At 65.0% G+C, this 26,399-nt stretch carries 24 protein-coding genes; 17 read left to right on the forward strand and 7 right to left on the reverse strand.

Translation table 11 applies throughout. The features are described 5' to 3' along the window. Nucleotides 1–44: 44 nt before the first annotated feature. Genes KXD98_RS05300 through mddA form a run of 3 tightly spaced genes read left to right on the forward strand, consistent with a single transcriptional unit; the run spans nucleotide 45 to nucleotide 3,145 of the window. Nucleotides 45–788 (forward strand): hypothetical protein, encoded by a 744-nt coding sequence (locus KXD98_RS05300; protein ID WP_260762208.1) that lies wholly within the window; start codon nucleotides 45–47, stop codon nucleotides 786–788. A gap of 37 nt (nucleotides 789–825) precedes the next feature. Further along, on the forward strand, nucleotides 826–2,370 hold the full coding sequence (locus tag KXD98_RS05305) for an HD domain-containing phosphohydrolase (RefSeq protein ID WP_260762209.1): 1,545 nt from the start codon (nucleotides 826–828) through the stop codon (nucleotides 2,368–2,370). 13 nt (nucleotides 2,371–2,383) lie between these two features. Then, complete coding sequence (mddA, locus tag KXD98_RS05310; RefSeq protein WP_396883112.1) at nucleotides 2,384–3,145, forward strand: methanethiol S-methyltransferase; 762 nt, start codon at nucleotides 2,384–2,386, stop codon at nucleotides 3,143–3,145. Here mddA and KXD98_RS05315 read toward each other — a convergent pair. Further along, nucleotides 3,117–3,407, reverse strand: coding sequence for a WhiB family transcriptional regulator (locus KXD98_RS05315; RefSeq protein WP_260762212.1), 291 nt, complete (start codon nucleotides 3,405–3,407; stop codon nucleotides 3,117–3,119). The genes mddA and KXD98_RS05315 overlap by 29 nt on opposite strands. A gap of 391 nt (nucleotides 3,408–3,798) precedes the next feature. Between KXD98_RS05315 and KXD98_RS05320 the strand changes: the two genes are divergently transcribed. From KXD98_RS05320 to KXD98_RS05330, 3 genes are all read left to right on the forward strand, one after another. Continuing rightward, nucleotides 3,799–4,608 carry a hypothetical protein gene (locus KXD98_RS05320; protein WP_260762214.1) on the forward strand — a complete coding sequence of 270 codons (810 nt, stop codon included), beginning with the start codon at nucleotides 3,799–3,801 and terminating at the stop codon, nucleotides 4,606–4,608. A gap of 124 nt (nucleotides 4,609–4,732) precedes the next feature. Then, nucleotides 4,733–5,311, forward strand: a complete 579-nt coding sequence (locus tag KXD98_RS05325; RefSeq protein WP_260762215.1) for a sigma-70 family RNA polymerase sigma factor — start codon at nucleotides 4,733–4,735, stop codon at nucleotides 5,309–5,311. Then, the gene (locus tag KXD98_RS05330) at nucleotides 5,304–6,488 is read left to right on the forward strand and encodes an anti-sigma-D factor RsdA (RefSeq protein ID WP_260762217.1); all 1,185 of its coding nucleotides are present in this window, start codon (nucleotides 5,304–5,306) and stop codon (nucleotides 6,486–6,488) included. Before KXD98_RS05325 ends, KXD98_RS05330 begins: the two co-directional genes overlap by 8 nt. A gap of 14 nt (nucleotides 6,489–6,502) precedes the next feature. Here KXD98_RS05330 and KXD98_RS05335 read toward each other — a convergent pair whose 3' ends face one another. After that, nucleotides 6,503–6,907, reverse strand: coding sequence for a DUF5319 domain-containing protein (locus tag KXD98_RS05335; RefSeq protein ID WP_260762218.1), 405 nt, complete (start codon nucleotides 6,905–6,907; stop codon nucleotides 6,503–6,505). Between the two features lie 146 nt (nucleotides 6,908–7,053). Between KXD98_RS05335 and guaB the strand changes: the two genes are divergently transcribed. The 4 genes from guaB (at nucleotide 7,054) to KXD98_RS05355 (ending at nucleotide 11,117) form a co-directional block, all read left to right on the forward strand. Beyond that, a complete protein-coding gene (gene guaB, locus KXD98_RS05340; RefSeq protein ID WP_260762219.1) occupies nucleotides 7,054–8,607 on the forward strand; it encodes an IMP dehydrogenase in 1,554 nt (517 codons plus the stop codon). 40 nt (nucleotides 8,608–8,647) lie between these two features. After that, entirely contained in the window at nucleotides 8,648–9,781 is a 1,134-nt protein-coding gene (locus KXD98_RS05345; RefSeq protein ID WP_260765000.1) for a GuaB3 family IMP dehydrogenase-related protein, read from the forward strand. A 291-nt stretch (nucleotides 9,782–10,072) separates the two neighbouring features. Next, nucleotides 10,073–10,813 (forward strand): hypothetical protein, encoded by a 741-nt coding sequence (locus KXD98_RS05350; protein WP_260762220.1) that lies wholly within the window; start codon nucleotides 10,073–10,075, stop codon nucleotides 10,811–10,813. Between the two features lie 91 nt (nucleotides 10,814–10,904). Further along, nucleotides 10,905–11,117 (forward strand): hypothetical protein, encoded by a 213-nt coding sequence (locus tag KXD98_RS05355; RefSeq protein WP_260762221.1) that lies wholly within the window; start codon nucleotides 10,905–10,907, stop codon nucleotides 11,115–11,117. A 271-nt stretch (nucleotides 11,118–11,388) separates the two neighbouring features. Here the strand turns inward: KXD98_RS05355 and KXD98_RS05360 are convergent, their stop codons facing one another. Further along, nucleotides 11,389–11,667 (reverse strand): hypothetical protein, encoded by a 279-nt coding sequence (locus KXD98_RS05360; protein WP_260762222.1) that lies wholly within the window; start codon nucleotides 11,665–11,667, stop codon nucleotides 11,389–11,391. 175 nt (nucleotides 11,668–11,842) lie between these two features. Here KXD98_RS05360 and KXD98_RS05365 point away from each other — a divergent pair, with 175 nt between their 5' ends. Continuing rightward, the gene (locus tag KXD98_RS05365; protein WP_260762223.1) at nucleotides 11,843–13,408 is read left to right on the forward strand and encodes a VWA domain-containing protein; all 1,566 of its coding nucleotides are present in this window, start codon (nucleotides 11,843–11,845) and stop codon (nucleotides 13,406–13,408) included. A 399-nt stretch (nucleotides 13,409–13,807) separates the two neighbouring features. Here the strand turns inward: KXD98_RS05365 and KXD98_RS05370 are convergent, their stop codons facing one another. Then, a complete protein-coding gene (locus KXD98_RS05370) occupies nucleotides 13,808–14,971 on the reverse strand; it encodes an IS110 family transposase (protein WP_260762224.1) in 1,164 nt (387 codons plus the stop codon). A 374-nt stretch (nucleotides 14,972–15,345) separates the two neighbouring features. Next, the gene (locus KXD98_RS05375; protein WP_260762225.1) at nucleotides 15,346–17,052 is read right to left on the reverse strand and encodes a VWA domain-containing protein; all 1,707 of its coding nucleotides are present in this window, start codon (nucleotides 17,050–17,052) and stop codon (nucleotides 15,346–15,348) included. A 412-nt stretch (nucleotides 17,053–17,464) separates the two neighbouring features. Between KXD98_RS05375 and KXD98_RS05380 the strand changes: the two genes are divergently transcribed. The 5 genes from KXD98_RS05380 to KXD98_RS05400 all read left to right on the forward strand — a co-directional run bounded on the left by KXD98_RS05380 (nucleotide 17,465) and on the right by KXD98_RS05400 (nucleotide 22,366). Then, on the forward strand, nucleotides 17,465–17,794 hold the full coding sequence (locus KXD98_RS05380; protein WP_396882481.1) for a DUF4190 domain-containing protein: 330 nt from the start codon (nucleotides 17,465–17,467) through the stop codon (nucleotides 17,792–17,794). Nucleotides 17,795–18,178: 384 nt separating this feature from the next. After that, a complete protein-coding gene (locus tag KXD98_RS05385) occupies nucleotides 18,179–18,880 on the forward strand; it encodes a VWA domain-containing protein (protein ID WP_260762226.1) in 702 nt (233 codons plus the stop codon). Further along, nucleotides 18,877–19,917, forward strand: coding sequence for a PP2C family serine/threonine-protein phosphatase (locus tag KXD98_RS05390; RefSeq protein WP_260762227.1), 1,041 nt, complete (start codon nucleotides 18,877–18,879; stop codon nucleotides 19,915–19,917). The genes KXD98_RS05385 and KXD98_RS05390 overlap by 4 nt, the downstream gene beginning before the upstream one ends. 2 nt (nucleotides 19,918–19,919) lie before the next feature. Further along, entirely contained in the window at nucleotides 19,920–21,533 is a 1,614-nt protein-coding gene (locus KXD98_RS05395; protein ID WP_260765001.1) for a hypothetical protein, read from the forward strand. Between the two features lie 20 nt (nucleotides 21,534–21,553). Beyond that, on the forward strand, nucleotides 21,554–22,366 hold the full coding sequence (locus KXD98_RS05400; RefSeq protein WP_260762228.1) for a hypothetical protein: 813 nt from the start codon (nucleotides 21,554–21,556) through the stop codon (nucleotides 22,364–22,366). Nucleotides 22,367–22,757: 391 nt separating this feature from the next. Here the strand turns inward: KXD98_RS05400 and KXD98_RS05405 are convergent, their stop codons facing one another. Continuing rightward, nucleotides 22,758–23,258 (reverse strand): hypothetical protein, encoded by a 501-nt coding sequence (locus tag KXD98_RS05405; RefSeq protein ID WP_260762229.1) that lies wholly within the window; start codon nucleotides 23,256–23,258, stop codon nucleotides 22,758–22,760. A gap of 661 nt (nucleotides 23,259–23,919) precedes the next feature. On the opposite strand from KXD98_RS05405, the gene KXD98_RS05410 reads away from it, so the two are divergent. Continuing rightward, complete coding sequence (locus KXD98_RS05410) at nucleotides 23,920–24,594, forward strand: peptidoglycan recognition family protein (RefSeq protein WP_260762230.1); 675 nt, start codon at nucleotides 23,920–23,922, stop codon at nucleotides 24,592–24,594. Between the two features lie 4 nt (nucleotides 24,595–24,598). Here the strand turns inward: KXD98_RS05410 and KXD98_RS05415 are convergent, their stop codons facing one another. After that, a complete protein-coding gene (locus KXD98_RS05415; RefSeq protein WP_260762231.1) occupies nucleotides 24,599–26,254 on the reverse strand; it encodes a hypothetical protein in 1,656 nt (551 codons plus the stop codon). Nucleotides 26,255–26,399: the final 145 nt, after the last annotated feature.

Genomic DNA, 26,399 nt, shown 5'->3' on the forward strand with positions numbered 1-26,399 from the left:
ATCGCCTCATGACGTGACCTGGTGAATCCCGCATCGTCGGGTGCATGAACACACCACGCTCCGCCGCCACCAAGGCGGCCCGCACACCGACACTGCCCGCGGGGTCCGACGAGACGGTCGCCGGTTTCGGCGTGATGGGATTGCCGTTCGCCAGTGGGCATTACCTCGCGTTTCGCGACTTCCCGGCGGCCTCGTTCCTGCCAGACTCGGTGCCGGGGTACCGGTCTGTGTGGCACCGCGGCCCCGACGGTGGCTGGACGTTCTACGCCACCACGTCGGCCGAGTACAGCTGCGCCCGCTACATGAGCGCGGCCACCGCCAACGACGCGGTCGTGTGCCCCGTCGAAACCACCTGGACGGATGACTACACCCTCGACATCGCCATCCCCGGCATCCTGTCGTGGTCGGTCGAACTGCAGGACACCGCCGCGACCCGCGTGCTGACCTCGGTGGCCACCCGGCTGCCGGATACGTTGTGGACCAGCGCGAGTGCGCTGGCCGCGATCGGTCGGTTCGCCGGTGCCGTGCTGGGTGCCGGTCAGGTACGTCTGGCCGGCACGATGCCCAACGGACAGTATTTCCGCATCGCCCCTCAGCAGATGTGGGCGGTGCGGACCAGCCGGGCGCGGCTGTTCGGCCACGATCTCGGGGCTGTCGCGCCATTGCCCGAGCAGGCGCGGCTCGGCGACTTCCGGGCCCCGCAGCGCGGACTCGCGGTGGTCGGACAGGGCCGGTTCGACGCGTTTGACCCCACCCGTCATCGGACCGCGTCTGATCTGGCGAGATGACATGTTCGCGACCATTTCGAGGCGCACACTCGAATCGATGAACTCAGCGACGGGCCCGACGCGGGCCGAGTTGCTCGCGGCCCTGTCGGTGGCCGTGGACCTCGGCCTGGGTCAGCCTGCCGAACACATGCTGCGCTCGGCGCTGATCGGCACCAGGATCGCCGACCGTCTCGGATTGACCCGCCCGCAGCGCGACTGCGTGTACTACACCGCGCTGGTCATGTGGATCGGTTGTCATGCCGACTCTCACGAATACGCCCGCTGGTTCGGTGACGACATCGCCGTGCGTAGGGACTCCTACGCGGTGGACTGGTCAGGGCTACCGTACTACCGCTTTCTGTTGTCCAATATCGGCCGCGGCCAACCGATCTCGCGACGACTGCTGACCATTGCGTCCCTGTTGGTCAGTACCCGGGCGCAGCTGGTGGCGCTGATCCATTCGCATTGCGCGTCGGCGGCGCTGCTGGCCGAGCGGATGGGGCTCGGTCGCGACGTGCAGCACGCTCTCGGCTTCACCTTCGAACGGTTTGACGGCGGCGGATTACCGCTCGGTGTGGCCGGCGACAACCTGCCGATCGCCATCCGGGTGGCACAGCTGTCCGACATGGTGGAGGTCCATCACCGCACCGTTGGGGTCCAGGGCGCGGTCGCGATGGTCACATCTCGCAGGGGCGGTCAGTTCGATCCCGACGTCGCCGACGTCTTCCTCGCCGACGCCGAGCAGATACTGGCCGGACCGGTCGCCGGTGACAGCTGGCGCGCCGCGCTGCATGAGTCTCCGGACCGCGGCGAACATCTCGACGGCGCCGGCCTGGATGCCCTGTTGCAAGCGCTGGGCGAGTTCGTCGACCTGAAATGCCCCTTCACCCTGGGGCATTCGCGGGCGGTGGCCGATCTGGCGGCGGGTGCGGCATCGGCCGCCGGCCTCGACGAGGGGGACATCGCCACGGTGCGGCGCGCCGGCTATGTGCACGACCTCGGGCGGATCGGGGTGTCCAACCGGGTGTGGTCCAAACCGGCGCAGCTGTCGGCCGGCGAGTTCGAACACGTCCGGCTGCATCCGTACCTGACGGTTCGGATTCTCAGTCAGGTGCCGGGTTTACGGGATGTCGCCGAGGTGGCCGGCAACCACCATGAATGCGTCGACGGCACCGGCTACCCGCGCGGCGTCGTCGGCGCGGCGTTGCGCATGCCTGATCGCATCCTCGCCGCGGCGGTGAGCTACCAGGCCGCACTGGAGCCCCGGCCTTACCGGCCGGCGCTGCCGGCCTCCGAGGCCGAGCGTCGCGTGCGGGAGCGGGTGCGGGCCGGCGAACTCGACTCCGCGGCCACCGACGCCGTGCTGCACGCGGCGGGGCGGCGGGCCCGCCGGCTGCGACCGCGGCCACACGGCCTGACCCCGCGGGAGATCGATGTGCTCCGGCTCGTCGCGACCGGGGCGTCCAACAAGGAGATCGCCACAGCGCTGGTGATCTCGGAGAAAACCGCGCGCAACCATGTGGAACGCACCTACGCCAAGATCGGCGTGTCCAACCGGATCGGTGCCAGCATGTACGCGCTACAGAACGGGCTGGTGAACTGACATGTCGACTTCTTTGCGCCGCGGTGCGGCGCTGCTCTACGCGATCATCTGCTACGCGGCATTTCTGGCTGCGATCCTCTATGCCGTCGGCTTTGTCTCAGGGGTCGGGGTGCCTCGCACCGTGGACCGCGGGATCGACGCGTCGCCGGCCGAGGCCGTCATCGTCAACATGTTGTTGCTGGGCGCATTCGCCATTCCGCACAGCGTGATGGCGCGACCCGGGTTCAAGGCGTGGTGGACGCGCTTCGTCCCGGCCGCTCTCGAACGTAGTACCTACGTGTTGACGTCCAGCGTGCTGCTGGGTCTGTTGTTCTGGCAGTGGCGCACGTTCGACGCGACGGTGTGGCACGTCGGTTCGCCGGTCGCGCGGGCGGTCATCTGGACGGTGGCGGCGTCAGGCTGGGTCATGGTGGTGGCCTCGACGTTCATGCTCAACCACGGCGAACTCTTCGGGCTGCGCCAGGCCTTCGACGCGTGGCGTCACCACGAACCCGGTGGCGCGCACTTCCGCACGCCGCTGTTGTACCGGGTGGTGCGTCACCCGCTGATGCTCGGATTCCTGATCGCGTTCTGGGCGGCGCCGACGATGTCGGCCCCGCATCTGCTCTTCGCCGCGGCCACCACGGGCTACATCCTGGTGGCACTGCACTTCGAGGAGCGGGATCTGGTCGCGACGCTGGGCGATCAGTACCGGCAGTACCGCCGCGATGTGCCGATGCTGATCCCAGGGGCTCGGCACCGGCGGATCACGCCGAGCGGCGGATCCCGCGCTTGAGCAGCAATTCCCGTTCGGACTCGCTGAGACCGCCCCAGATGCCGTAGGGCTCACCGACGGCCAGCGCGTGACTGCGGCACTGGGTGATCACCGGGCATTGCCGGCACATTTCCTTGGCGCGCATTTCCCGCTGTGCGCGGGCTCGGCCACGCTCGCCATCGGGGTGGAAGAACATCGAGGAATCGACGCCACGGCACACGCCGTGCATCTGCCAATCCCAGATATCGGCGTTCGGGCCCGGGAGTTGTTGCGGCTGTGGCATTGGAGAACCCCTCTCTGTCAACTCTTTTCGCATTCGTCATGGATGCCAGAGTTGTAGATCGAACCGAGCACAGTCGCCGATGACCACTCGTGCTCACAAGGTAGAAGGGCTTCGGAATTTCCGTCAATACCGTAGGGGTGTGCGCAACCGCATATCCGCAGGCAGAAAATTTACATCACGTTCATCATTGCGCAGTTTGCGTGTCGCGAACAGTGCTATGTAAGTGTGGTTACACCCCGCGGATCTGGGCTGTTTTGGCTGTTCAATTCGCGCGGAGTCGGGCGACTCGATACCCGCATCGTCGGCGGCGTTGACATTGTCGTAACACGCCGTCCATGAAGTGTTAACTGACGCGGTCTGAAAAATTCTCGGCTGATAGCGTCGCCGACCGATGCGCGAAGTCACCACCGCCGAATTGGCCGCCGCCGAATTGGCCGAGGCGGCGTTCGGTGCCCACCCCGGCCGGTGGCCGCTCCCGGCGGCGGACACCGCCGAACAGTTGTGGCTGCGGGCGGTCGCTGCGGCCGGACAGGGCCGTTACGGCAGTGCGCTGACTGATCTCGACCGGGTGCGCCGGTTGACCGCCGACAGCCGGCTGGCATCGCTGGCCGCCAGCACGCGAGGCTCGTTCTGGCGCCAACTCGGTTGGCACGACCGGGCCCGCGGACACGACGGGCGGGCCTGGGCGCTGTCACGGGGCTTCGGCGAGGCCGGCGCCGACGCGCTCATCGGCCTGGCTGCCGACGCGTTGGGGGTCGGCCGATTCGCCGCCTCGCAGCGCGCCCTGACCCGGGCCGGACAGGTTGTCGACGACGTGGGGGTGCCGCGGCTGGCGGTGCGCTTGGCCTGGGTTCGAGCCGAACTGGCGATGGTGCGCGGGGACGGCGCCGGCGCGCTGGCGTCGGCCCGCCGCGCCTGCGAGCTGGCCGAGCCGCTCGGATCGGTGCGACACCGGATCAAGTCCGATGTCGTGCTGGCCGCGGCGCACTGCAGCGCCGGGGACCTCGACAGCGCGCGGCGGGTCGGCTCGGCCGCGCTGACGGCCACCCAGCAGCACGCTTTGCTGCCGCTGAGTTGGGCGGCGGCGAGTCTGCTTGCCGACATCGGCAGCGATACCTGGACCAAGGCCCAGGTCGTAGCCGTGCGCGACAGCGCGGCGGCCGCAGTGATCAGATGGGGCGGCGTGTGGCGATCGCGGTAACGGGGTTGCGGCGTACTCGGTCGTTATTGTTTAGCTGAGCCGGCGCCGAATGGTACCGACCGATAGAGCCACCTCGCCCCTGGGAGAAGTGGGTCCCGACGTAACGCTGGAGAGATCGCGCACGATGACAATTTCGGGAGAACGTCTCGATGATGTCGTCGCTGCGGCGGTGGCCGGTAGTCGAGACGCCCTCCGGGAGGTGCTGGAGACCATCCGCCCCCTCGTCGTCCGGTACTGCCGGGCTCGGGTGGGATCGGCGGAACGTAGTGGTCTCTCAGCTGATGACGTTGCTCAGGAGGTGTGCTTGGCTGCCATCACGGCGCTGCCGCGTTACAAGGATCAGGGACGACCGTTCCTGGCCTTCGTCTACGGCATTGCAGCGCATAAGGTTGCTGACGCGCACCGGGCGGCTGGGCGGAACAAGTCCGATCCGATGGACGTCGTCCCGGAGCGCTTCTCCGGTGAGGCCGGGCCTGAGCAGATGGCCATCGACTCCGAGTCGGCGGCCCGGATGAAGGCGTTGCTGCAGGTCCTGCCCGAGAAGCAGCGCGAGATTCTGATTCTGCGCGTGGTCGTCGGCATGAGTGCCGAGGAAACCGCCGAGGCGGTCGGCAGCACACCCGGTGCCGTGCGTGTTGCGCAGCATCGGGCGCTGGCACGGTTGAAGACCGAGATCACGACGGCGGGGCACGGCTATGCCTGACTTCGGACGCGGGGGCGCCAGCGGAGGCGATCCATCGCTGCACGACATCAAACACACCGACCAGTTCCTCGACGCGCTGGCCGCCCAGCAGCCGGTGTATGCCTCCGACCGCGGAGAAGCCGAGTTGGCTTCGCTGCTGTCGGGGTGGCGTGACGACGTCCGCGAAACCCCGGTCGGCACCATGCTCTCGCTGGATGAGGCCGCCGCCGCACTCGAACGCGGCGGCTCGCCGGGCCGGCGCCGGCGGATCTCGCTGGCTGTGGTCGGATCCGCGGCCGCAGCGGTGCTGTGTCTGGGCGGGTTCGGCGCCGTCGTCGCGGGCTCGGGTCCCGGTGACGCGCTCTACGGACTGCGCACCATGATGTTCGGCGATCAGTCGCCCACGGTGCGCGACGACGCGGTGATCCTCGCCGCGCAGACCGAGATGCAGCAGGTGGCGCAGCTCATCGAGCAGGGCGACTGGGAAGGCGCCAAGGTCAAGTTGGAAGCCGTCACGACCACGGTCGCAACCGTCGGTGACGACGAACGCAAGCAGGATCTCGTCACCCAGTGGCAGGAACTGACCGTCAAGGTCGAGGCGCAGGATCCGGCTGCGACACCGGCCCCCGGCGCGCCCCTACCGACGTTCCCCGAGGTGCCGGTCGTTGCGCTGGACCCGGACTTGCCGGCGGTCACGCCGCCGACGGAGACGGAGCCGGCAGATCCGGCAGAGCCGACCGAGACCGACCCGGCCGAGCCGACCGAGACCGACCCGGCAGAGCCGACCGAGGTTCCGGACTCACCGCAGCCCCCGGAGCCGGTGGAGGAACCCGCGCCGGCCGAGCCGGGGGACACAACGACCACCCCGGTACCCACCTCGCCGGCGGCATCCCCGCCGGTCACCACCACCGTCGAGGTCCCGGCACCCACATCGGTGCCGACATCCACCGTGGTCGAGCAATCCACCTCGGCGGTCAGGGTGACGCCATCACCCACCACGCCAGGGGCGCCATCACCGACGACTGTTCCCACCACGACGGTGACCAGCCCGCCGGCTGCCGCACCGGCTCCGACGACAGCTCCGACGACCACGGTGGCCCCGGCCGAAGCGCAGGAACCTGCGTCCTCACCGACGACGCAGGTGATCCCGACCACGACGACGCTGCTGCCGGTGCTCCCGGCGGAGGAAACCGGCTGAGTCGGTTCGCTGGCTCAGCGGTAGCCGTCGGAATCCGAGGTGGCCTCGTTCAATGAGGCGTCGGCATATCCGCGGCAGTAGTCCCAGGTGACGTAAGCGTCCGGTTCGGGGTCGTAGGCGGGCTCGTGCGGGCGCACTGTGCCGTCCACAAGCAGCTGCAGCAGATTGGCCCGCAGCATGTCCCAGTCGTGGTAGTGGTCCTGCTGGCACTCGTCACAGCACACGACGAGACCGCGAATTCCCTTGTGCGCCAACAGCGCCTCATACACCGCAAGATCGGCGAGGTCGGCTTCGACAGCGATGCGTTCCTGCGGATCCAGCGGTTGGCCGGGTTCCAGGGCGTCGAGTGCAGCCGACGGATCGCTCGGGTCATCGGCGAACGGATCAGGCGGCAGTCCTGGTGGCAGGTGGTCTCGCACGCCCACAAGAGTACGCAGCCCCCTATCCATCGCGCCAGCGCTCACCTCCGCCCGTCATGGGGGACCCGAATGGCGGGGGAGTTGCCGATAAGATGTGTGTTCAGGTCGCGTATGGGCCTGCTGCACTGTCTTTTGGAGGCCTCCCCATGTCGATCGCCGAAAGCAGCATCCCCCTCGCCGTTCCGGTGTCCACCGGCGGCGATGACCCCACCAAGGTCGCGATGCTCGGGCTCACGTTCGACGACGTTCTGCTGCTGCCCGCCGCTTCGGACGTGATCCCCGCTGCGGCGGACACGTCCAGCCAGCTCACCCGCCGAATCCGGCTGAAGGTGCCGCTGGTCAGCTCCGCGATGGACACCGTCACCGAATCCCGGATGGCCATTGCGATGGCCCGTGCCGGGGGGATGGGCGTGTTGCACCGCAACCTGCCCGCCGCCGAGCAGGCCGGCCAGGTCGAGACGGTCAAGCGCTCCGAGGCGGGCATGGTCACCGACCCGGTCACCTGCGCCCCGGACAACACGCTGGCCGAAGTCGATGCGATGTGCGCGCGGTTCCGCATTTCCGGTCTGCCGGTGGTGGATGCCGACGGTCAGCTGGTCGGGATCATCACCAACCGCGATATGCGCTTCGAAGTCGACCAGAACAAGCGCGTCGCCGAGGTGATGACCAAGGCGCCGCTGATCACCGCGCAGGAGGGGGTGTCCGCCGAGGCCGCGCTCGGTCTGCTGCGCCGCCACAAGATCGAGAAGTTGCCCATCGTCGACGGCCACGGCAAGCTGACCGGCCTGATCACGGTCAAGGATTTCGTCAAGACCGAGCAGTTCCCGCTGGCCACCAAAGACTCCGACGGCAGGTTGCTCGTCGGTGCGGCTGTCGGGGTCGGAGACGACGCGTGGTCGCGGGCGATGGCGCTCGCCGACGCGGGCGCCGACGTCCTGATAGTCGACACCGCGCATGCGCACAACCGCGGCGTGCTGGACATGGTGCATCGGTTGAAACAGGCGGTCGGTGACCGCGTGGACGTCGTCGGCGGCAACGTCGCGACCCGGGCAGCCGCGGCAGCGCTGGTGCAGGCCGGCGCAGACGCGGTGAAGGTCGGTGTCGGGCCGGGTTCGATCTGCACCACCCGAGTCGTTGCCGGGGTGGGTGCGCCGCAGATCACCGCGATCCTGGAGGCGGTCGCCGCGTGCGCGCCGCACGGGGTGCCGGTGATCGCCGACGGTGGCCTGCAGTACTCCGGTGACATCGCCAAGGCGCTGGCAGCCGGGGCGTCCACAGCCATGCTGGGCTCGTTGCTGGCGGGCACCGCCGAATCGCCCGGCGAGCTGATCTTCGTCAACGGCAAACAGTTCAAGAGCTACCGCGGCATGGGTTCGCTGGGGGCGATGCAGGGGCGCGGTGCGGCAGGCAACCTGCGGGGCTCCTACTCGAAAGACCGCTACTTCCAGGACGACGTGCTCTCCGAGGACAAGCTGGTGCCCGAAGGCATCGAGGGCCGGGTGCCCTACCGCGGACCGCTGGGCACCGTGATCCACCAGCTCGTCGGCGGGCTGCGCGCGGCCATGGGGTACACCGGCTCACCCACCATCGAGGCGTTGCAGCAGGCGCAGTTCGTGCAGATCACCGCGGCCGGACTCAAGGAAAGCCATCCGCACGACATCACGATGACCGTGGAGGCTCCCAACTACTACACCCGCTAGGGTCTGCGGGGGCCGAAGGGGAGATCAACTGATGCGTGACATGGTGGAGATTGGCATGGGCAGGACCGCCCGCCGCACATATGAACTCGACGACATCAACATCGTGCCGTCCCGGCGCACCCGGTCGTCGCAGGACGTGTCGACGGCGTGGCAGCTCGACGCGTATCGGTTCGAGATCCCGGTGCTCGCTCACCCGACCGATGCCCTGGTCTCGGTCGAGTTCGCCATCGAGATGGGACGTCTCGGTGGTCTCGGCGTTCTCAACGGCGAAGGCTTGATCGGCCGGCACGCCGATGTCGAGGACAAGATCGCTCAGGTCATCGATGCCGCGGAGAACGACGCCGACCCCGCGACGTCCACCCGGCTGCTCCAACAGCTGCATGCGGCGCCGCTGGACCCCGAACTGCTGGGGGCCGCGATCGCGCGCATCCGGGAAGCCGGGGTGACCACCGCGGTGCGGATCAGCCCGCAGAACGCCCGCGCGCTGACCCCGGTGTTGGTCTCGGCCGGGATCGACTTGCTCGTCATCCAGGGCACCATCATCTCGGCCGAGCGTGTCGTCAATCACGACGGCGGTGAACCGCTGAACCTCAAGACGTTCATCTCCGAGCTCGACGTGCCCGTCGTCGCCGGCGGTGTGCTCGACCACCGCACCGCGCTGCACCTGATGCGCACCGGCGCGGCCGGCGTCATCGTCGGGTACGGCTCCACCGAGGGGGTGACGACGTCCGACGAGGTGCTCGGCATCAGCGTGCCGATGGCCACCGCGATCGCCGACGCCGCCGCCGCACGCCGCGAGTACCTCGACGAGACCGGCGGGCGCTATGTGCACGTGCTGGCCGACGGCGATATGCACACCTCGGGAGACCTGGCCAAAGCCATCGCCTGTGGCGCCGACGCGGTGGTGCTGGGCACCCCGCTGGCATCGGCGGCCGAAGCGTTCGGTGGTGGCTGGTTCTGGCCGGCCGCCGCCGCGCATCCGTCGCTGCCGCGCGGGGCGCTGCTGCAGATCGCTGCGGGTCAGCGGCCGTCGCTGCAGCAGGTGCTCACCGGACCTTCCGATGACCCGTTCGGGTCGCTGAACCTGGTCGGCGGCTTGCGCCGCTCGATGGCCAAGGCCGGCTACTGCGATCTCAAGGAGTTCCAGAAGGTCGGGCTCACCGTCGGAAGCTAAGTGCGGGCTGCAGGCTGCGCAGCTTTGGCGCGACGGGCCGGCGGCAAGCAGCAGTAATCTTTCCGGGTGCGTACAAGCCAGCGGTCAACGACTCGTCGTCGACTACCGAGATCCTCGACGTCGAGTCAGAAGTTCGCGATATGCCTGGCATTCGTGGTGTTAGTCGCGGTGGTTGCGATATACGGAATCTCGCAGCGGCCTTCAGGCGGTTCTGGCTCGTCCGCGCAAGCGGCGCCCGCGGTCGTCAGTGGTGAACCTCTGCCGCCGGCTGTGACGGTTTCGGATGCCCCGTTGCCGCCCGCCGACGACGACATTTTGGCCGCGTCGTTCGATTCGCTCAGCAGCGACCTGGCTGCAGACATCGGTCTGGCTTACGTCTCTTTGGATCAGCCCGATCAGGCGACGGCACTTGGTTCGTGGTCCAGTGGTCCCGCCTGGTCGACCATCAAAGTTCCATTGGCGCTGGCGTTCTTGCAGGAACCGGGCAACGAGGTTGACTGGTCGGTGCGAGCGGCCATCACAGCGTCCGACAACGCTGCGGCGCAATCGATCTGGGACCAGCTCGGGGGTGGTTCGGCGGCGGCGCAGAGGGTGCAGGATGTCTTGGCTGCGGCTGGCGATCGAACTACCGCAGTTCCGAGTGAGGTGCGCCGACCCGGATATTCCATATTTGGCCAGACCAATTGGGCGCTGTCCAAACAGGCTCAGTTCTTGGCTCACGCGGCCTGCGATCCGCGCTCAGCTCCGGTGACGAATCTGATGGGACAGATTGTGCCCGGGCAAGACTGGGGGTTTGGCCGGGTCGCGGGCGCCCATTTTAAGGGTGGGTGGGGCCCGGGAACAGATGGGCTCTACCTGGTCAGACAGTTCGGCGTGGTGCCGACGCCGACCGGCCAGATTGCTGTGGCGGTTGCCGCCGTCGCTGATGCAGGCACCTTCGATAGCGGAACTGCGGTCCTCGATCGTGTCGCCGCATGGCTGCAGGCCAATCTCGATGTAATGGGCGGGGGCGCCTGCCCGACTGGGTCATAGCCGCTGCGCCGTTCACCGCCCTTTCGCCGCGGCAAGTGGCAATATTCACTTCGACGATCCGTCGAGGACACGTGCGTCGAAAGGCCATTGGGTGAGCGCTTCACTAACCCGGCTGTCGTTGGCCGACGGCTCCTGGGTGGAGGTGGGTCCGGTTCTGGCCAAGGCCGGTGAGGGCACAATCTACGGGTTGGCGCACCGAGCGAAATTGGTTGCAAAGGTGTTCCACCCAGACCTCCAAAATCTGGATGAGAAGGTGGCCAAGGTCGCAGCGATGGTCACTACGGTCCCGGCCGGCGCCGTGTAGGACGACGGGTTCGTGGTACTCGCGTGGCCACAGCAGCTGGTCTACCGCGACGGTGTGCCCGTGGGCTTTCTGATGCCACGCATCGACACCACACAGGCGGTGGAGATCCACTCCTTGAGCAATCCTTCCCACCGGGCGAATCCACTGAGGTCCGCACCCCAGTGGACCGTCGGTGCAACTTGGGCCCACCTCGTCACCGCCGCATCGAATCTGTACGACCCGCGGTGCTTGAGGCAATCAGCGGAACGTAGGCCGTGTGCCAGCATCACGCCTAGCCGGTCCTGATGTCCCGGATCTTCGACGAGTCTCGGCCCAGCGTCTTACAGAACGCCGTCGCAGAGAGCCTCGTTCCGGTGACCTCAAGATTGGTGGGCTCTTTGCCCTTGTCGTCTTGCAACATTTTTGTGATCGCGGCGGTTTGGCCCTTGGTGTCAAGCTCGTTGAAGTCAGCGCATGTGGTGTCGCCACCTTGATTGCCAACGCCCGAGCAGCCGGTGAGGATCGTTGCGGCGCAAAGTCCCACTGCGACCGCCCGGGCAGTGCTCGCCATTATCATTGCGATCCTCTCGCTTCCGTGAATAGTGAATTGACTTGGCAGAGGGAACATTACATACGAGTCGTGGTGAGCACGAGGTCTCTGAGGAAGTTCGTACGTTGGGGGGACATCGGAGGATGTCGGTCGTTCGTCCGACACGCGACGGATCCTGAACTCGTAGGATCTAGGGATGCTTCGCCCGATCGCGTTCATTCTAGTGGCCATTGCCATGCTCGGCGCATGCAGTTCGGAACCGACTGATCAGCAGCAGGATTCAGCTTCATTCGTGCCGTCGGCATCATCGGTGCCGACGGTGTTGATCTTGGATGGCTCAGGGTCGATGACTGAAACAGACGCGCCGGGCCCTCGCATCGACGCCGCCAAGACCGCCGCGCGCGCACTGGTCGAGGCACTGCCCGATGCCTCCACCATCGCCCTGCAAACATACGGCATCACAACGGGATCCGCTCCCGAGGACAAAGCCGACGGATGCCGCGATGTCACGCTGCTGCTCTCGTTGAGACCCCTGGACCGCGAAGCAATGAACACCGCCATCGCATCGATCGCGCCGTCGGGGTACACGCCGATCAGCTTGGCGCTGCAGACGGCAGCCGATCAACTTCCCGCCGACGACACGGCGCAGGCGATTGTGCTGGTTTCCGATGGCGAGGAAACCTGCGACACCCCACCCTGTGACACAGCGACACAATTGAAACAAGCCCGCCCCGGACTCACCATCTCGACTGTGGGCTTCAAAGTCGACGGTGCCGCCGCAGAGCAACTACGCTGCATCGCCGAGCTCACCGGCGGAATCTACGTCCAAGCCGCAAACGCCGATCAACTCGCCGCCCGACTGATGGCCACCCAGAACATCGACCAAGCCAACACATCGCTGTCCTCCACAGGACTGGGCGGAATCGACCTAGGAACCCCCATCGCCGATATCCGGGCCACCCATCCCGGATTCCCGCAGGCCTCCGACACAGGCACAACAACGGTCACCTGGATCGACTGCGACTTCACCTTCATCGACGGTGTTCTCAACGCCATCGCACCACGCAATGGCGGACGCACCATCGACGGAGTCACTCGTGGCACCGACATTCAAGTCATGGCGGACCTATACGGGGAACCTGTTAGCGTCGACGCCGCGACGAACACCGTTATCTACCGCGCGGATGGCACCGACCGCGATTCGAAGGCAGCCTATCGGGTAAGGGTCAACGATTTCGCCGAAAGCGCCGGACGTGTGTATGGCCGAGTAGGAACGATCGTGCTGTGCCTGTGTGCACCGCAGCAGGCCGGTAGCTGGACGGATCCCGTTGTTATTGTTACCCCAGGCTCGGTCGGGTCAGCCAAGCTCGGCATGTCCCAAGTGGAGGTTGAAAGAGCCGCCGGGGTCAAATTCGTGATGCCTTGCACGCAATGTGACGCCACGCCGACCGCTGCGCTGCCAGAAGGATTCCCGTACTACGAATACGGATATAACGGCCTCAACGTCGTGCTAGGTCCTGATGACCAGGTGGTTCAGGTGGTTCAAACCGCAGAGGGGTTCCGTCTAGGTGGCACTGTCGAGGATCTACTCCGAACGTACGGTAATAGGCTTGCGCCCTATGAGGCACTGGGGATGCACAATGTGCGTGGTTATGTGCTTGAAGGAGACGGTGGCTATCTCCTTTTCAACACACTCAGTGGCTATCGACCCGATCAAAGTGGGAACAGGGTCTATGAATTCAGGGTGCAGCAGAACATCTGATGTCCGGCACTTCAATCGAACGTTGGGCTGCCTCGATCATTCCCACCGAGGCCGCGGCTGGCCGGGCCGGCGCACGGGCGTACTCCTTATGTTGGGGTGGGTTTTGAGGTGAGGCCGTCGGGGTGACGGCGGCTTCGCGGTTCCGGTTGTTCAGTGACACTCAGTAGAAGTCGACTTCGGGTATTGGTGCGCTCGAACTGTGGGCGTCGTGGCCATCCCTACGGTTCCGCCGTTTTGTGGAGGCATCGTTCACCGGTATCGAATCGGTATCCCGTGGTTTGACTTGATCTGGTCGGAGTTGGGCCCAGCTAGACGGCGCCTCTCTGTGTCAAGAGCTCGGTATCGGGGTCGGTTGTAGTGTGGCTGCTGGTAGGCTCGGGAAGTGACTTGTCCGAAGCGTCAGCGTGCGGGGTTTGAGCTGGCCGCGCTGGATGTTGGAGTCGCCCCCGAGTGTCCTCCCGGGCCTGCCCCCAACCTGGTGGCGTCGCGGTTCAGTTGTCGATAAACCACGTCGGAGAGGCGTCGTTTGAGGCAGCGCAACGCTTCTCGGTGGCTCTTCCCTGCGGCGCGTTTTCGTCGGTAGTAGTCCCGCCCTGGGGTATCACGGGCTATCTGGGTGATGGCCATCGTATGCAGGCAGCAGTTGAGCTGACGGTCACCAGCGCGGGAGAGGCGATGCCTGGTGACGTCACCAGAGGAGGCTGCGATGGGTGCAGTGCCGGTGTAGGTGGCGAACGCGTCGGCTGAGCGGAAGCGGCGAACGGTGCCGACGCGGGCCATGATCTTGGCGGCGTTGAGGACCCCGATGCCGCTGAGCTCGGTCAGGGTGGTTCCCGACGATTCGACGGCGGCTGCGATGTCGCCGGCAGCTTTGGCGATACGCCGGTCGAGGGCGCGGATCTCGGCGACGAGGTCAACAGCCAGGCTGCGCAGCGTCTTGAGCGCGGGCTCTCGGGGTCGGACCTGGCGCAGGATGTCTGCGGCCCGGTCAGCTGTCAGACCACGCGCCGCTCCTGACGGTGTGAGGTGGGTCAGCAGCACGTGCAGCCGGTTGACGGTTTGGGTGCGCGTTTTGACCAGGTCCTCGCGGTGTTCCACCAGGGCGCGCAGGGCGGTGATGGCAGCGTCGACCGACGCTGTGTGAAGCCGGGTGGCAGTCAGTGCCGCGATACCGACCGAGATGGCGTCGGCCTCGTCGGTCTTGCGGCCATGCCCGGTGGAGAGCAGCCGAACTCGAGCGGCGAGTTTGGCGGGCACGTCGGTCACCTCGATGCCGTCGGTGTGCAGTCGCTGAGTCAGGGGGGCGCCCAGGCCGGCTGCGCCTTCGATGGCCCAGCCGGGGTCGCTCCAACGTTGAGCGAACCGTCGCAACCGCTGGTAGCCAGCTCGGCTGACGTCAACGCGGATGACGTCCACGGGTTGCAGCGAGCCATCGACGGCGGCCGCTGTCCACGATGCTTTGTGCGGATCGACGGCGATCACAATACGTTCGTTGTGCAATACTCCGGTCACGGGGTGGTGTTCCTCCTTGCGGTCGACGAAGAATGAGTAGCGGGAGGGCACACCAACTTTCGGCTTTGCAGGCCTCTCTTCAGCCACTCCCAGCCGGCGGCGCCGGCCCGGGACGCAAGCCGTCTAAGAGCCAACCCAGCAGGGCAGCAGGTATGAGAGCGAGCGATCCCGAACCGGCACCTAGGAAATCCGGGCTGCAGACCCCGATCACCTACCGCCCATTACACAAGTTGGTATGGAAACGCAATCGCGCTGCCCTGCGGACGGGAACTGGGACCGGGTGATGATGACGTGGTTGGTGTCTGCGGATGCCCAGGGCCGACTGGACTGGACGATGGCTATGGAGGCCACGATCAATCGGGCTCATTAACCGAGCCGCCGCCGTCCCCTTCCATGGGGGTGTGAGATCGAAGCTTGGCCTTCACTCAACGGATTACGCGCTCGGTCGAAACCCATCGTCCGTCGGTAAACTGGTGCGTGACTTCGATTGTCGCGTCAGGTGGATGGCCGAGATCTGCGACCGATTCGACTGCGTGGGGGTATATCAGTTGTTCCTCGGTAATGAGGGACCCGCCATCAATTCGGACCTGATCAATTCTTCTCCCATGGGAATCGCCTCGCTCGACCGATTCACCCCCCGTGATGGTGTCACCGATGGGACCGGGAGTGTTCGGGTTCGAAAAGTCGAACACGCGAACGAACTTCAAATTTGAAGAACGCCCCGCGCAGCACATGGCGAATGTCGATCCGAAGCAATTGAATGCGACCACTGCGTCTTCGGTACCGTCTCCGTCGGCGTCGAGCCATCCGGCAAGCTCGGCGCCGCTTATTGACGCGCCACCGAACTCTCCTGACGCGGTCATCGCCTCGCCCCTTCCGTCTCTGACCGTGATAGGGACGTCGTGCTTCCAGCCGCGGGTTTCACTGCCACAGGTACCGGGAGGAAAGGTCATGTTGAGAACGGTGGCTTCGCTGACGCCAGCGGGCCGGGTGGGGCTCGTGTTTGCTTGTGGTTTGCATCGGCACAGGATGATGGAGGTGATTGTTCCGGTGAGGGTTGCGCCTGTGTCGGTGAAGCCCTCGATGGTCATCTGGTAGGCGTTGTCGGTGGTGGGGTCGGCGTCGAAAATCACTGTGGTGGTGTCTCGGTTGTCAGTGGTTGTGGATAGCGGATCTCCGTATAGTGCGGTGGCTTTGGTCACCGAGTCGCCAATGGTGACTCCGTCGATGGTGCGTCCGCCTTCGCGTGGTGCGATGGCGTTGAGGGTACCGTCGATGAAGGTGAAGTCGCAGTCGATCCAGGTGACCGTTGTTGTGCCTGAGTTGGAAGCAGCGGGGAAGTCGGGGTATCGATCCCGGATTTCGGTGATGGGGGTTCCTAGGTCGATTCCGCCTAGTCCTGTGGAGGACAGCGATGTGTTGGCTTGGTCGATGTTCTGGGTGGCCATCAGTCGGGCGGCGAGTTGATCGGCGTTTGCGGCTTGGACGTAGATTCCGCCGGTGAGCTCGGCGATGCAGCGTAGTTGCTCTGCGGCGGCACCGTCGACTTTGAAGCCCACAGTCGAGATGGTGAGTCCGGGGCGGGCTTGTTTCAATTGTGTCGCTGTGTCACAGGGTGGGGTGTCGCAGGTTTCCTCGCCATCGGAAACCAGCACAATCGCCTGCGCCGTGTCGTCGGCGGGAAGTTGATCGGCTGCCGTCTGCAGCGCCAAGCTGATCGGCGTGTACCCCGACGGCGCGATCGATGCGATGGCGGTGTTCATTGCTTCGCGGTCCAGGGGTCTCAACGAGAGCAGCAGCGTGACATCGCGGCATCCGTCGGCTTTGTCCTCGGGAGCGGATCCCGTTGTGATGCCGTATGTTTGCAGGGCGATGGTGGAGGTATCGGGCAGTGCCTCGACGAGTGCGCGCGCGGCGGTCTTGGCGGCGTCGATGCGAGGGCCCGGCGCGTCTGTTTCAGTCATCGACCCTGAGCCATCCAAGATCAATACCGTCGGCACCGATGATGCCGACGGCGCTCCAGGCGTCCCGATAGTCGACGGGGCCGGCGAGAAACCGGTCAAGCGATCGGATGTGCAGCTCACCAGCAAGATGGCACAGCAAACCAGAGCTAAAACCCGCAGCCGCTTCATGCACGGATGGTATCGGGGCCCGACTCCTTCATCAGGGTGGTTGATGGAGAGACCTGGCTCGGATTCGACGTGAGAGGGCTCGCCCGACGGGGGTCAGGGTTTAGGCTATGACCCTGCGGCGCGTGCGCCGACACGGTCTCCAATTCCGTTCAGCGGTTGCCGTCGACTTTCAGACAGACAGGGGTGATGGCCGATGGATGAATCACCTGGCAGCCCGGGGCCGCGCCTTCCGCCGAGCAGGTTCGGAGCCGGTTACACCGTTGGTGACGGTGTGGGCGAGCCCGTGCCGACATACGACTATCCGATGTACTACCCGCCCCCTGCTTCCGAACCGCCTGCCGCGGTCCACTACCCGGCACCCGAACCCCCAGCCCCGGCGCACTACCCGCCCGCGCCGACGCAGTATCCGGCGATGGTGATGCCCGTGGGCTACGTGCCGGTGGTCAAGACCAACGGCATGGCCATCGCCGCCCTGGTCTGCGCGCTCGTGCTGGCGCCCTTGGGAATCGTGTTCGGCCACATCGCACTGTCACAGATCAAGCGCACTGGTGAGGATGGCCGCGGCCTGGCCATTGCCGGCCTGGTCATCGGATACATCTTCACCGGAATCGTGGTTCTCTATTTCGTCGTCGTCTTGATTTTCATCGGTTGGCTGAGCTCTGTTGTCAACGACTCAAACTATTACGACGGTACGTACTACTCGATGGCTACGATTGTGATCGGCCTCGGCTTGTCTCGCTGACCGCGACTGTTGCGACGGGGTCCTGCCTGGTCAAAGGTGCACGTCGGTACCGTGAACCCATGCTCCTGAGGCCCGCCGGCCGGTGGAGACCCGGCGACTGGATCGAGTGGCCGGCCTTCATTTCCCGCGCCGGTGTCACTTGCGTTCTTCCTGGAGCCACAATGGGCCAAGTAAGCAGTTCTTTGCCGCGTGTCGCGCGAGTGGCGGTGTCAGTTCGGTCGCGTTATCGGTCGGCAAAGTTTAGACACCGCCACCTGATGGAGTTAGTGTCGTACGATCAGCCGACAGTTTGACAGCGACATTTCGTGGCAAAATCCCAATTTGCTGATCATCGGAGCGTCGATGTCATCATCGGGGGTTACGAATGCTGCTGGAGGGATTGGATTGAATCAGTCCGACTGGGCCGTCGAGCTCAACGATGAGAACCCCGACCCCCGAGTCTCGTGCGTCGTCCTCGCCGATGTCTCTGGGTCGATGCAGGGAGCGCCGATTGCCGCTCTGGAACGTGGCTTTGCGTCCTTCACCCATTACCTCAACAACGACGTACTCGCCAGCAAACGTGTCGAAGTCGCGGTTGTCACCTTTGGAACCGTTGCGACGGTCCTGGTGCCGATGCAGGAGGCGCGAGGCTTGCAGCCAACTCGTTTCACCGCCTCGGGCCGTACCAATATGGCCGCCGGTATTCACCTGGCTCTCGACATCATCGAAGACCGCAAGGCGGCCTACAAGGCGGCTGGTCTGCAGTACTACCGGCCATGGATCTTGCTGTTGACCGACGGCCAAGCCAACCATGAGGGCTTCGACGAGGCGGTCGCACGACTCAACGCGACCGAAGCCGCGCGCGGTGTGACCATCTTCGCCGTCGGCGCCGGACCACACGTGGACTGGCAGCAGTTGAGTCGATTGTCCCTCCAGCGCGGACCGGCCCCGCTGGACGGCTTGAAGTACGAGGAGCTGTTCGAATGGCTCTCGGCCTCGTTGAGCAATGTCTCGAACTCGACCGAGTTCGCGCGCACCGATGAAGCGCTCGCCGGTATGGGGCAACAAATTTCGTTACCGCCACTCAGCGGGTGGGCCAGCGTGTGACAACACCCCACGACGATTTGCGTCGCGGTGGGGGCTGGGAGTGGGCGGCATGTGGCGCATCCGTCACCGGCAGCCAGCATGTCAGCCGCGGCTTGGGCTGTGACGATGCGTTCGCCTATGGGTACGTCGGTGACTTCATTGTCGCGGCGGTAGCAGACGGGGCAGGTTCGGTTTCGGGCACCTCCGCGTGGGGTTCACACACTGCGTGTCAGACCGTGCTGGACATGGTCATGCAGGAGGATTTCATCTCCGGCTTTCGGGCCGCATGCGCTACCGATGCCGATGCGATGATGCGTTGGGTGTTCACCGGTGCCCGCGACGGAGTGACCAGACGAGCCGAGTCGATGGGTCTTCCCGTCGGGCTACTCGCAACGACGTTATCCGTGACCATCGCTTCACGGGATTTGTTGATCATGGGCCAAATCGGCGACGGAATTATCGCCTCGGAGAGCGGCAACGGCATCGCAACGCACCTCATCGAGGACAAGGATGAGTACGCCAATACGACGTGGTTCATCCATAGTGACGAGGCGTTTGAGAGGTCTTTCCGAACGTCGGCCCATAGTGGTGCCACCGCACTTGCATTGAGCACCGACGGGATGAGCTACAAGATCACCGATATCGTGACCGGAGAACCATTCGAACCATTCTTCAAGGGTGCGTGGCAGCGGGTGCGCTCGGGGGCCGAGGCCTCGGATTTCGCCGCATTGCTTCGCGATATCGAAGACGATCAGACCGGCGACGACAAGACCATGGTGCTGGCCGCTCTGCGCTGGGTAGAGGACAAGTACTACCCGTCGGCGCGCCCGATCGTCCGATGCGAAGTGGGTTCGCCGCCTCCCGCTGCGCTTCCAGCGCCGAGTCACGTAGCTCCCGTTTCCCGACCGTCGGATCCGCCGACGGATGCCGCGCTGGCCAGCGAGCAGCCACCGGTCATGAGTGCGGCAGAGCCAGTCGTGGAGAAGGGTCGGCATCGGTGGCGTAAACGCCGCGTCGCGACACCGGCGGTCTCTGCTGAGCCCGATCAGGCCGGTTGACCATGCATCTGAAGACCCACGGCGGGTTGAGTTTGCAATTGGGTGCTGTGCTGGCCCGAGCCGGGGAAGGAACGATTTACGAGCTCCTTGGGCATCCTGACCTGGTCGCCAAGGTATTCCACCCCGAACTGAAAGACCTGTCGACCAAAATGGCCAAAGTTGCCGCGATGTTGGCAACACCGCCCGACGGCGCGGTCCAGTCCGACGGCTTCGTGGTCCTGACCTGGCCGACGGATCTGCTCGATGGGAGCGACGGTTACGCCGGATACCTGATGCCGCGGATCGATACGTCGAACGCGGTCGAGATCCACACCGTAAGTAATCCGTCCAATCGTGCCAATCCGCTTCCCTCAGCGCCGAGCTGGACACCCAATGTGACATGGTCGCATCTGGTCAACGTCGCCGCGAACTTGTGCCTGGCCGTGGATGTGGTGCATCGGGTGGATGCGGTGATCGGGGATTTCCAAGAGCGCAACATCTTGGTCAATGACACCACGCGGGTCACTCTTGTCGACTGCGACTCGATGCAATTCACCGATCGCGCGGGTCGCCAGTACTTGTGCGGGGTGGCCCGTCCGGAGTTCACCGCACCCGAGCTCGCGGGTGTGGACCTCGTTGTCACTGCGCGACACAAGCCGTCGGACCTCTTCGCCCTTGCGGTGCACATCCATCTGCTGTTGATGGCAGGGAATCACCCCTTCCTCAGAGGCGAGTGGACCGGTATCGGTGAGCAACCGGATGCTCTGGCGCTGGCCAGATCCGGTCAGTGGGCAGGCGGGCCGGGGTCGGCGCTGCACACCCATCCGTTGGCGCCGCCGGTGAATTTCCTCCCTCCGGACATCGAGCAGCTTTTCGCACGCGCCTTTACTGACGGCGCACGCAATCCGAGTGACCGGCCGGCCGCCTCCGAGTGGCGGGACGCGCTATTGCAGATGCAGCTGAGCACGTGTCCCCGCGGTCACCAGATACCGGTCGAAGCGGACCCCTGTCCGTGGTGTGTGGTCGATGACCGGCGGGCCGCGCGACGAAACGCGCGGGCTTCGTCATCGACCACCAGTAACCCAGATCAAGTGGTTTATCAGGTCGATCCGTCGAGCCGCGGCTACGTGACCCCCGGACCCATCCTCTCCACACTCGGCCCGGCGCCGGTCCGCCCCGCGAGCTCAAACAACCGCAACATGTTCATCGCACTCGGCATCGGTGGGTTTCTGCTGATCGGCTTGTTGGTGGCATTCCTGATCCCCTCGGGAACGACATCGGTGGGCGATTCAGCTGCGACGCCCACCCGATCTTCGACGCCGTACACCACGTTGCGAACCACTACGAGTTCTGTTCCGCCGCCTCCAGCGCGGCCGGCGGCTCAACCGCCACCGTCTGCGACACCGTGCGGTGAGCCTGTCGCAGGAACGTACAGTCGTGCCGCTGCGGGAACCTCAATCACGTCGTGTCCATTCGCGATTAGCGTCCGTGACGCAGTCAACGCCGCAGGGGTGACCACACCGAGGCTGGTGAATGCCTACAGCCCAGTAACACGGACGTGGTACGCCATGACCTGTGTGATGGAAGGCGTATTGACGTGCCGCGGCGGTAACGATGCGGTTGTATATGTGTACTGACTGCGCGCGGGAGGTTGCTCATGGATAACGACGACAGCGAACAGACTTGGGGTCAGGACTTTGGTCCGCCCTCGTCGTCACCCCCAGGTGCTGCACCCTTGCCAAACCAGCGCTCGATGCCGGTAGTCGGCCCCAGGGTGCCGCCTGCTGCCAATCAACCGCACGCCGACTATCGACGTCAGGCGGCCCAGCACTTCGGCACCGCCCCGGCATCGCAACCGGTGCCTAGAACCTATCCAGCGATCCCCCGGAACGCGCTGCCACCTACGAGCAATCCGGTTATTCCGTCGGTGACCTACCCTGCCGCGGCGAGTTCGACACCTGTCGGAGGACCGACAATTCCGTCCTATCCTGCTGCCCCCGCGCGTGATTCGTTCGTCCAACGATTGATGCAGCGCGGCGTGCGGGGAGAGCTGATTCGGCAGCCGTGGTTCCAAGATTTGCGACAGAAGAACCCGGATCCTTCTGTTTACGTGAGTTATGCCGCTGCGGTTCTGATCTCCCTGATGATGTTGATCATCCCGTCGAGTTTCGTTATCACAGTCTTCACCACCTCGTTGTGGGTGGGTGTCGGCTTCCTCTACCTTGCGTTGGGAACCAAACTTGCACATCAGTTTCTGCTCTTTGGGGTGTGTCTGGTGGGAGCATTGGTCATGTCGACGCGCGTTCTGTTTTCGACGCTGGCATTGTCGGCAGGGCCCCGAGGGTATATTCGCTACGATTCCGCGGCGGAGTTGATGTTCGTCTTGTTGATCAACCTCGCCGGTGTCGCTGCCTTCGTCTACGTCGGCGTGCAGGTTCACCGCGGAATCCAGCAGTTGTCGGGGCCATGAGTGAGGTGCCCACTGGCGACTTGAGGGCGAGTCAACGATGACGAGTCACGCCGAAAGCCCAGGGCCGCTGCCGCCGAGCCGTTTCGGCGAGGGGTTCACTGTCGGGGGCCCGAAGCTTAAGCGCATCATCCGTCCGCCCCATTCGCCGCCCCTGAGCCACCGTCGCCCAGTCTTCACTACCCGATGACAGCGGCTGCGTAGCCCGACCACTATCCGACGGCCGGGACTCCGTACCCGGTAATGATGCCGGTCGCCTACGTTCCGGTCCGCGGTACCAACGGTTTCGCGGTTGCTGGACTGGTGATCAGCGATGTGATTCTTATCGTTGTCGTGATGATCTTCTTCGTGCTGCCGTTACTTGGCACGGTTCTGTAGGGGCATCTGCCAGTTATCAGTACGAAGCAGATGCGGGTCGACGGCACCACTGTTTGGTCGAAGATCGGCTCACCAGGACCAGTGCGACGATGGCGAGCAGTGCCGGCGGGCCGGTCTCTACCAGAACCCGTGCGAGGTACTCGCCGCTGCCGGAGAGGTAGGAGCCGACCGCTTGGAACCCGTAGATCGCCCAAAAGATGTTCGCGGCGAGGACCAGCACGCTGCCCAGAACCATTAACGATCGACCAGCTGGGACGCGAGACAGCAGGAGAATTGCGCCAAGTAGGAGCACAGGCACGAAAATCAGTTGCCCGATCACCGCGGCGACCGAGCCGTATGCCCAGAACGCCATCGACGCGTTCAGCTCCAGACCGGACAGCTGCCCGATCGATGAGAGAAGCGAAGAGATGACATCCCAGCTTCGGACGGTGTCGACGCCGTACCACAGTGCCCCGATGATGCCCAGGACGGCCGCGGCAATCGCCGGGCCCGGCTGCGCTGCGGATGCTGGCGGCACTCCTAGGAATACCTGATGATTCTGCATGGCGGCGGGGGAGTACGCGGGTCCCGAGTGCGGCGTGGGCGGCGGTGTCGCGTAGCCGGCCGTCACGCTCGGGCCGGGAAGAGTTGGGGGTGCCTGGTAGGGGTTCGTCGAGTACGAATCAGGCTCCCGAATGGGTGACGGTGCCGGCGCGGGCATCGGAGATGGTGGAGGGGTCAGCGCGTGAGCCTGTCCGGCCCCACCGTACGTCGTGCCGGCTCCGAATTTGCTCGGCGGCAACTCTTTCGCCATCTCGATCCCCCGTCACGCGAACTGAGCGCCGCACATATCAAGCGCTGACGTGCGTCAACGTATCACAGAGCCAGGTCCACGGGCGTCCGTTCTGGCGGGCGTCATCCGAACGTTCGACGCGTCGCCAGAACGCATCGCCCGCCGGGGTTTCCCCGGTCTCCGCAACCCCTTCTTAGTGCCGAGTCTCGATGCGGGACTGAGCTCTTTCGGGACGGGATCGCCGTATGGTATCGCCATGAGCGGGTTCGAAGGGTTCAGTGACGACGCGAGGTCTTTCAGCCGGCGACGTGCGCTGTGGCTGGCCGGTGCCGCAGGACTGGGTGTCGTCGCCAGCGCGTGCAGCACCGGAGACAGCGGTGGTCCCCCTGCAGATTCTGCGACAGCAGTGGCTCAGCCCATCGACCCGGCCCCGATTCCCGAGGTCGTCGTCGAGCCGGCCCCGGTGGTGGCGGCGGCTCCGGCGACGCTGCTGTGTCGCGACTCATGGGGCGCAGCGGCGCCGCGATCCGGCGGGCGGCCACACACTGTCAATCGCCTGACCCTGCATCACACCGCAGTAACCCTAGGCGACAACAGCAATGCCCCGGCGCGGCTGCGTCAACATCAGGCGTTCCATCAGAACCAGCATGGCTGGATCGACATCGCGTATCACGTCAGCGTCGACCGCGAGGGGAACATTTATGAGTTGCGGTCATACGACCTAGCCGGCGACACCGCAACTGAGTACGACCCGGCCGGCCATTTTCTCGTGCTCTGCGAAGGAAATTTCGACGAAGAGTTGGTCAGTGATGCTCAGTTGGAAGGCGCCGCGAAGGCATTTGCCTGGGCTGCACAGCATTTCGGAGTCTCTACGGAGACGCTGAAGGGTCATCGCGACGTGGCGCCTGGCACGGCCTGTCCGGGCGAGGATCTTTACAGTTACCTGACCTCGGGCATTCTCAAGGGCAAGGTCGATGCTCTGATTGCCGCTGGAGGGGTCGACTTGCAAACCATCTGTGGCCCGGGCGCTGACGAGGCGGTGGCCGCTATCGAGGCAGGCGTCCAGCTTCCACCGGGGTAACGGGTCAGCAGGTCAGGAACTGCGCCGGGTCGGTCACGGTGTCCAGCCATTTCCCGTAGGCATCCCCGCCAGCCCGGCGGACCGCGGCGCAGACTTCACCCACTGTGCGACCAGCCGGACGGTACACGGCATAGATCGGGGTCCCCTGATCGCTCAGCTGCCGCAGCGAAGGGCAGGAATGATCGGTACGCAGATAGGAAGCATCGGGGAATCGATCGAGGCCACGCTGGATCTCTTGTTCATATCTTCCGGGAGTGACAGCGTTTTGTAAGACGACGATTCCCATACCGTCGCAGGCGGGTTGGGTGATGGGCTTACTCACCTTCAGTGCAACCCTGGACGCATCTGGGCGAGGCGGCGCTGTTGGGGTGTTTGGTGGGTTTGTGGTTCGGTTGGTGGTGGTGCCGTAGTTGCCGGTCATGGGGGTGTTTGGTGGCGTGTAGTTGTTGCTGGCTGTTTGGGTGTTGGGGCCGGTGTTGGAGGCGATGATGGCGATGATGGCGATCAGCAGGGCCAGTGCGCCGGCGCCGGCGCCGATCAAGAGGCCGGTTCGTCGCTGGCTGTTCCCGGCGGCTGCGGGTGTGTGGTTTCTGAGCGAGGATGTGACGGCACCGAGCTTTGGGGCAGCGTAGGCATTGCCGGCGGTGACGGGGTAGACGGTTTGGGTGGTTTGTTGGTCGGAGGAACGCCGTTGTGCGCGTTCGTTATCGATGCCACACCACGGGCAGTACGGTGCTTCGATGGGGATTTGATGGCCATGGGGGCAGGTGCCGACGCGCAGTGTCTGTAGGGCGTGTCGCCATTCGTCTGCTGTGGGTCGGGAGTTGGGGTTGCGCGCCCCGTGGGTGAAGGCTCGGGTGAACAGTGTCTGTATGTGGTCGGGGAGGAATCCGGTCGAGGGCGCCAGCGGATGGGTGTGCAGTGGCGATCCCGGTCCGCCGGCCCAGTGGCCGGCCTTGGCCAGGGTCAGTGCGTCTGGTTGGTCGCCGGGGCCGGCCCATGTGCCGCGTTGAAAGGGGTGGTTTCCGGCCATCAGGAGGAGGTGGATGTGGACCGCGAGCGCGAAGAGGTCTGAGCTCTTGTGGCGTGCGGTGGTGGCGAGGTCGAGCCCGGCTAGTTCCGGGGCGGTGAACTCAGGCCGGCCGACTCCGCAGAGAAATTGGCGACCGGTGGGGTCGGTGAACTGCATGGAGTCGCAGTCGACCAGTGTCACGCGGGTGGTGTCGTTGACCAGAATGTTGCGTTCTTGGAAGTCGCCGATGACCGCGTCGACCTGGTGGACGGTTTCCACGGCCAGGCACAGGTTGGCTGCGACGCTGACCAGGTGCTGCCAGGTTACGTGGGGGGTCCATTGCGGTGCGGTGGGCAGGGGGTTGGTGCGGTCGGTCGGATTGCTCACCGAGTGGATTTCCACGGCGTTGGAGACGTCGATTCGTGACATGACGTAGCCGCAGACGTCGTCGCTGTCGATGACGTGTAAGGGCCAGGTGAGCACCACGAACCCGTCGGACTGTCGGGCGCTGTCGAGTCGGGTCGCTGCCATGGCGGCGACCTTGGCCTTTTTGGCGTGCAGGGCTTTGAGGTCCGGGTGAAAGATCTTGGCTACCCAGTCAGGCCTGCCAAGTATCTCGTAGATGGTGCCCTCGCCAGCACGCGCCAAGATCGCACCCAGTTGAATGGTCGAACCATCATCGAGTCGCAAGACCGCCGCCACGACATACCCCCATATCGGCACCGGTCTGCGCGTCCGGTTGCGCTTATCTTTACAGTATTGAGCGGCGACGACGGCGTACGTTGATTTATCG

This window comes from Mycobacterium sp. SMC-4 (assembly GCF_025263265.1).
Classification (GTDB): Bacteria; Actinomycetota; Actinomycetes; order Mycobacteriales; family Mycobacteriaceae; genus Mycobacterium.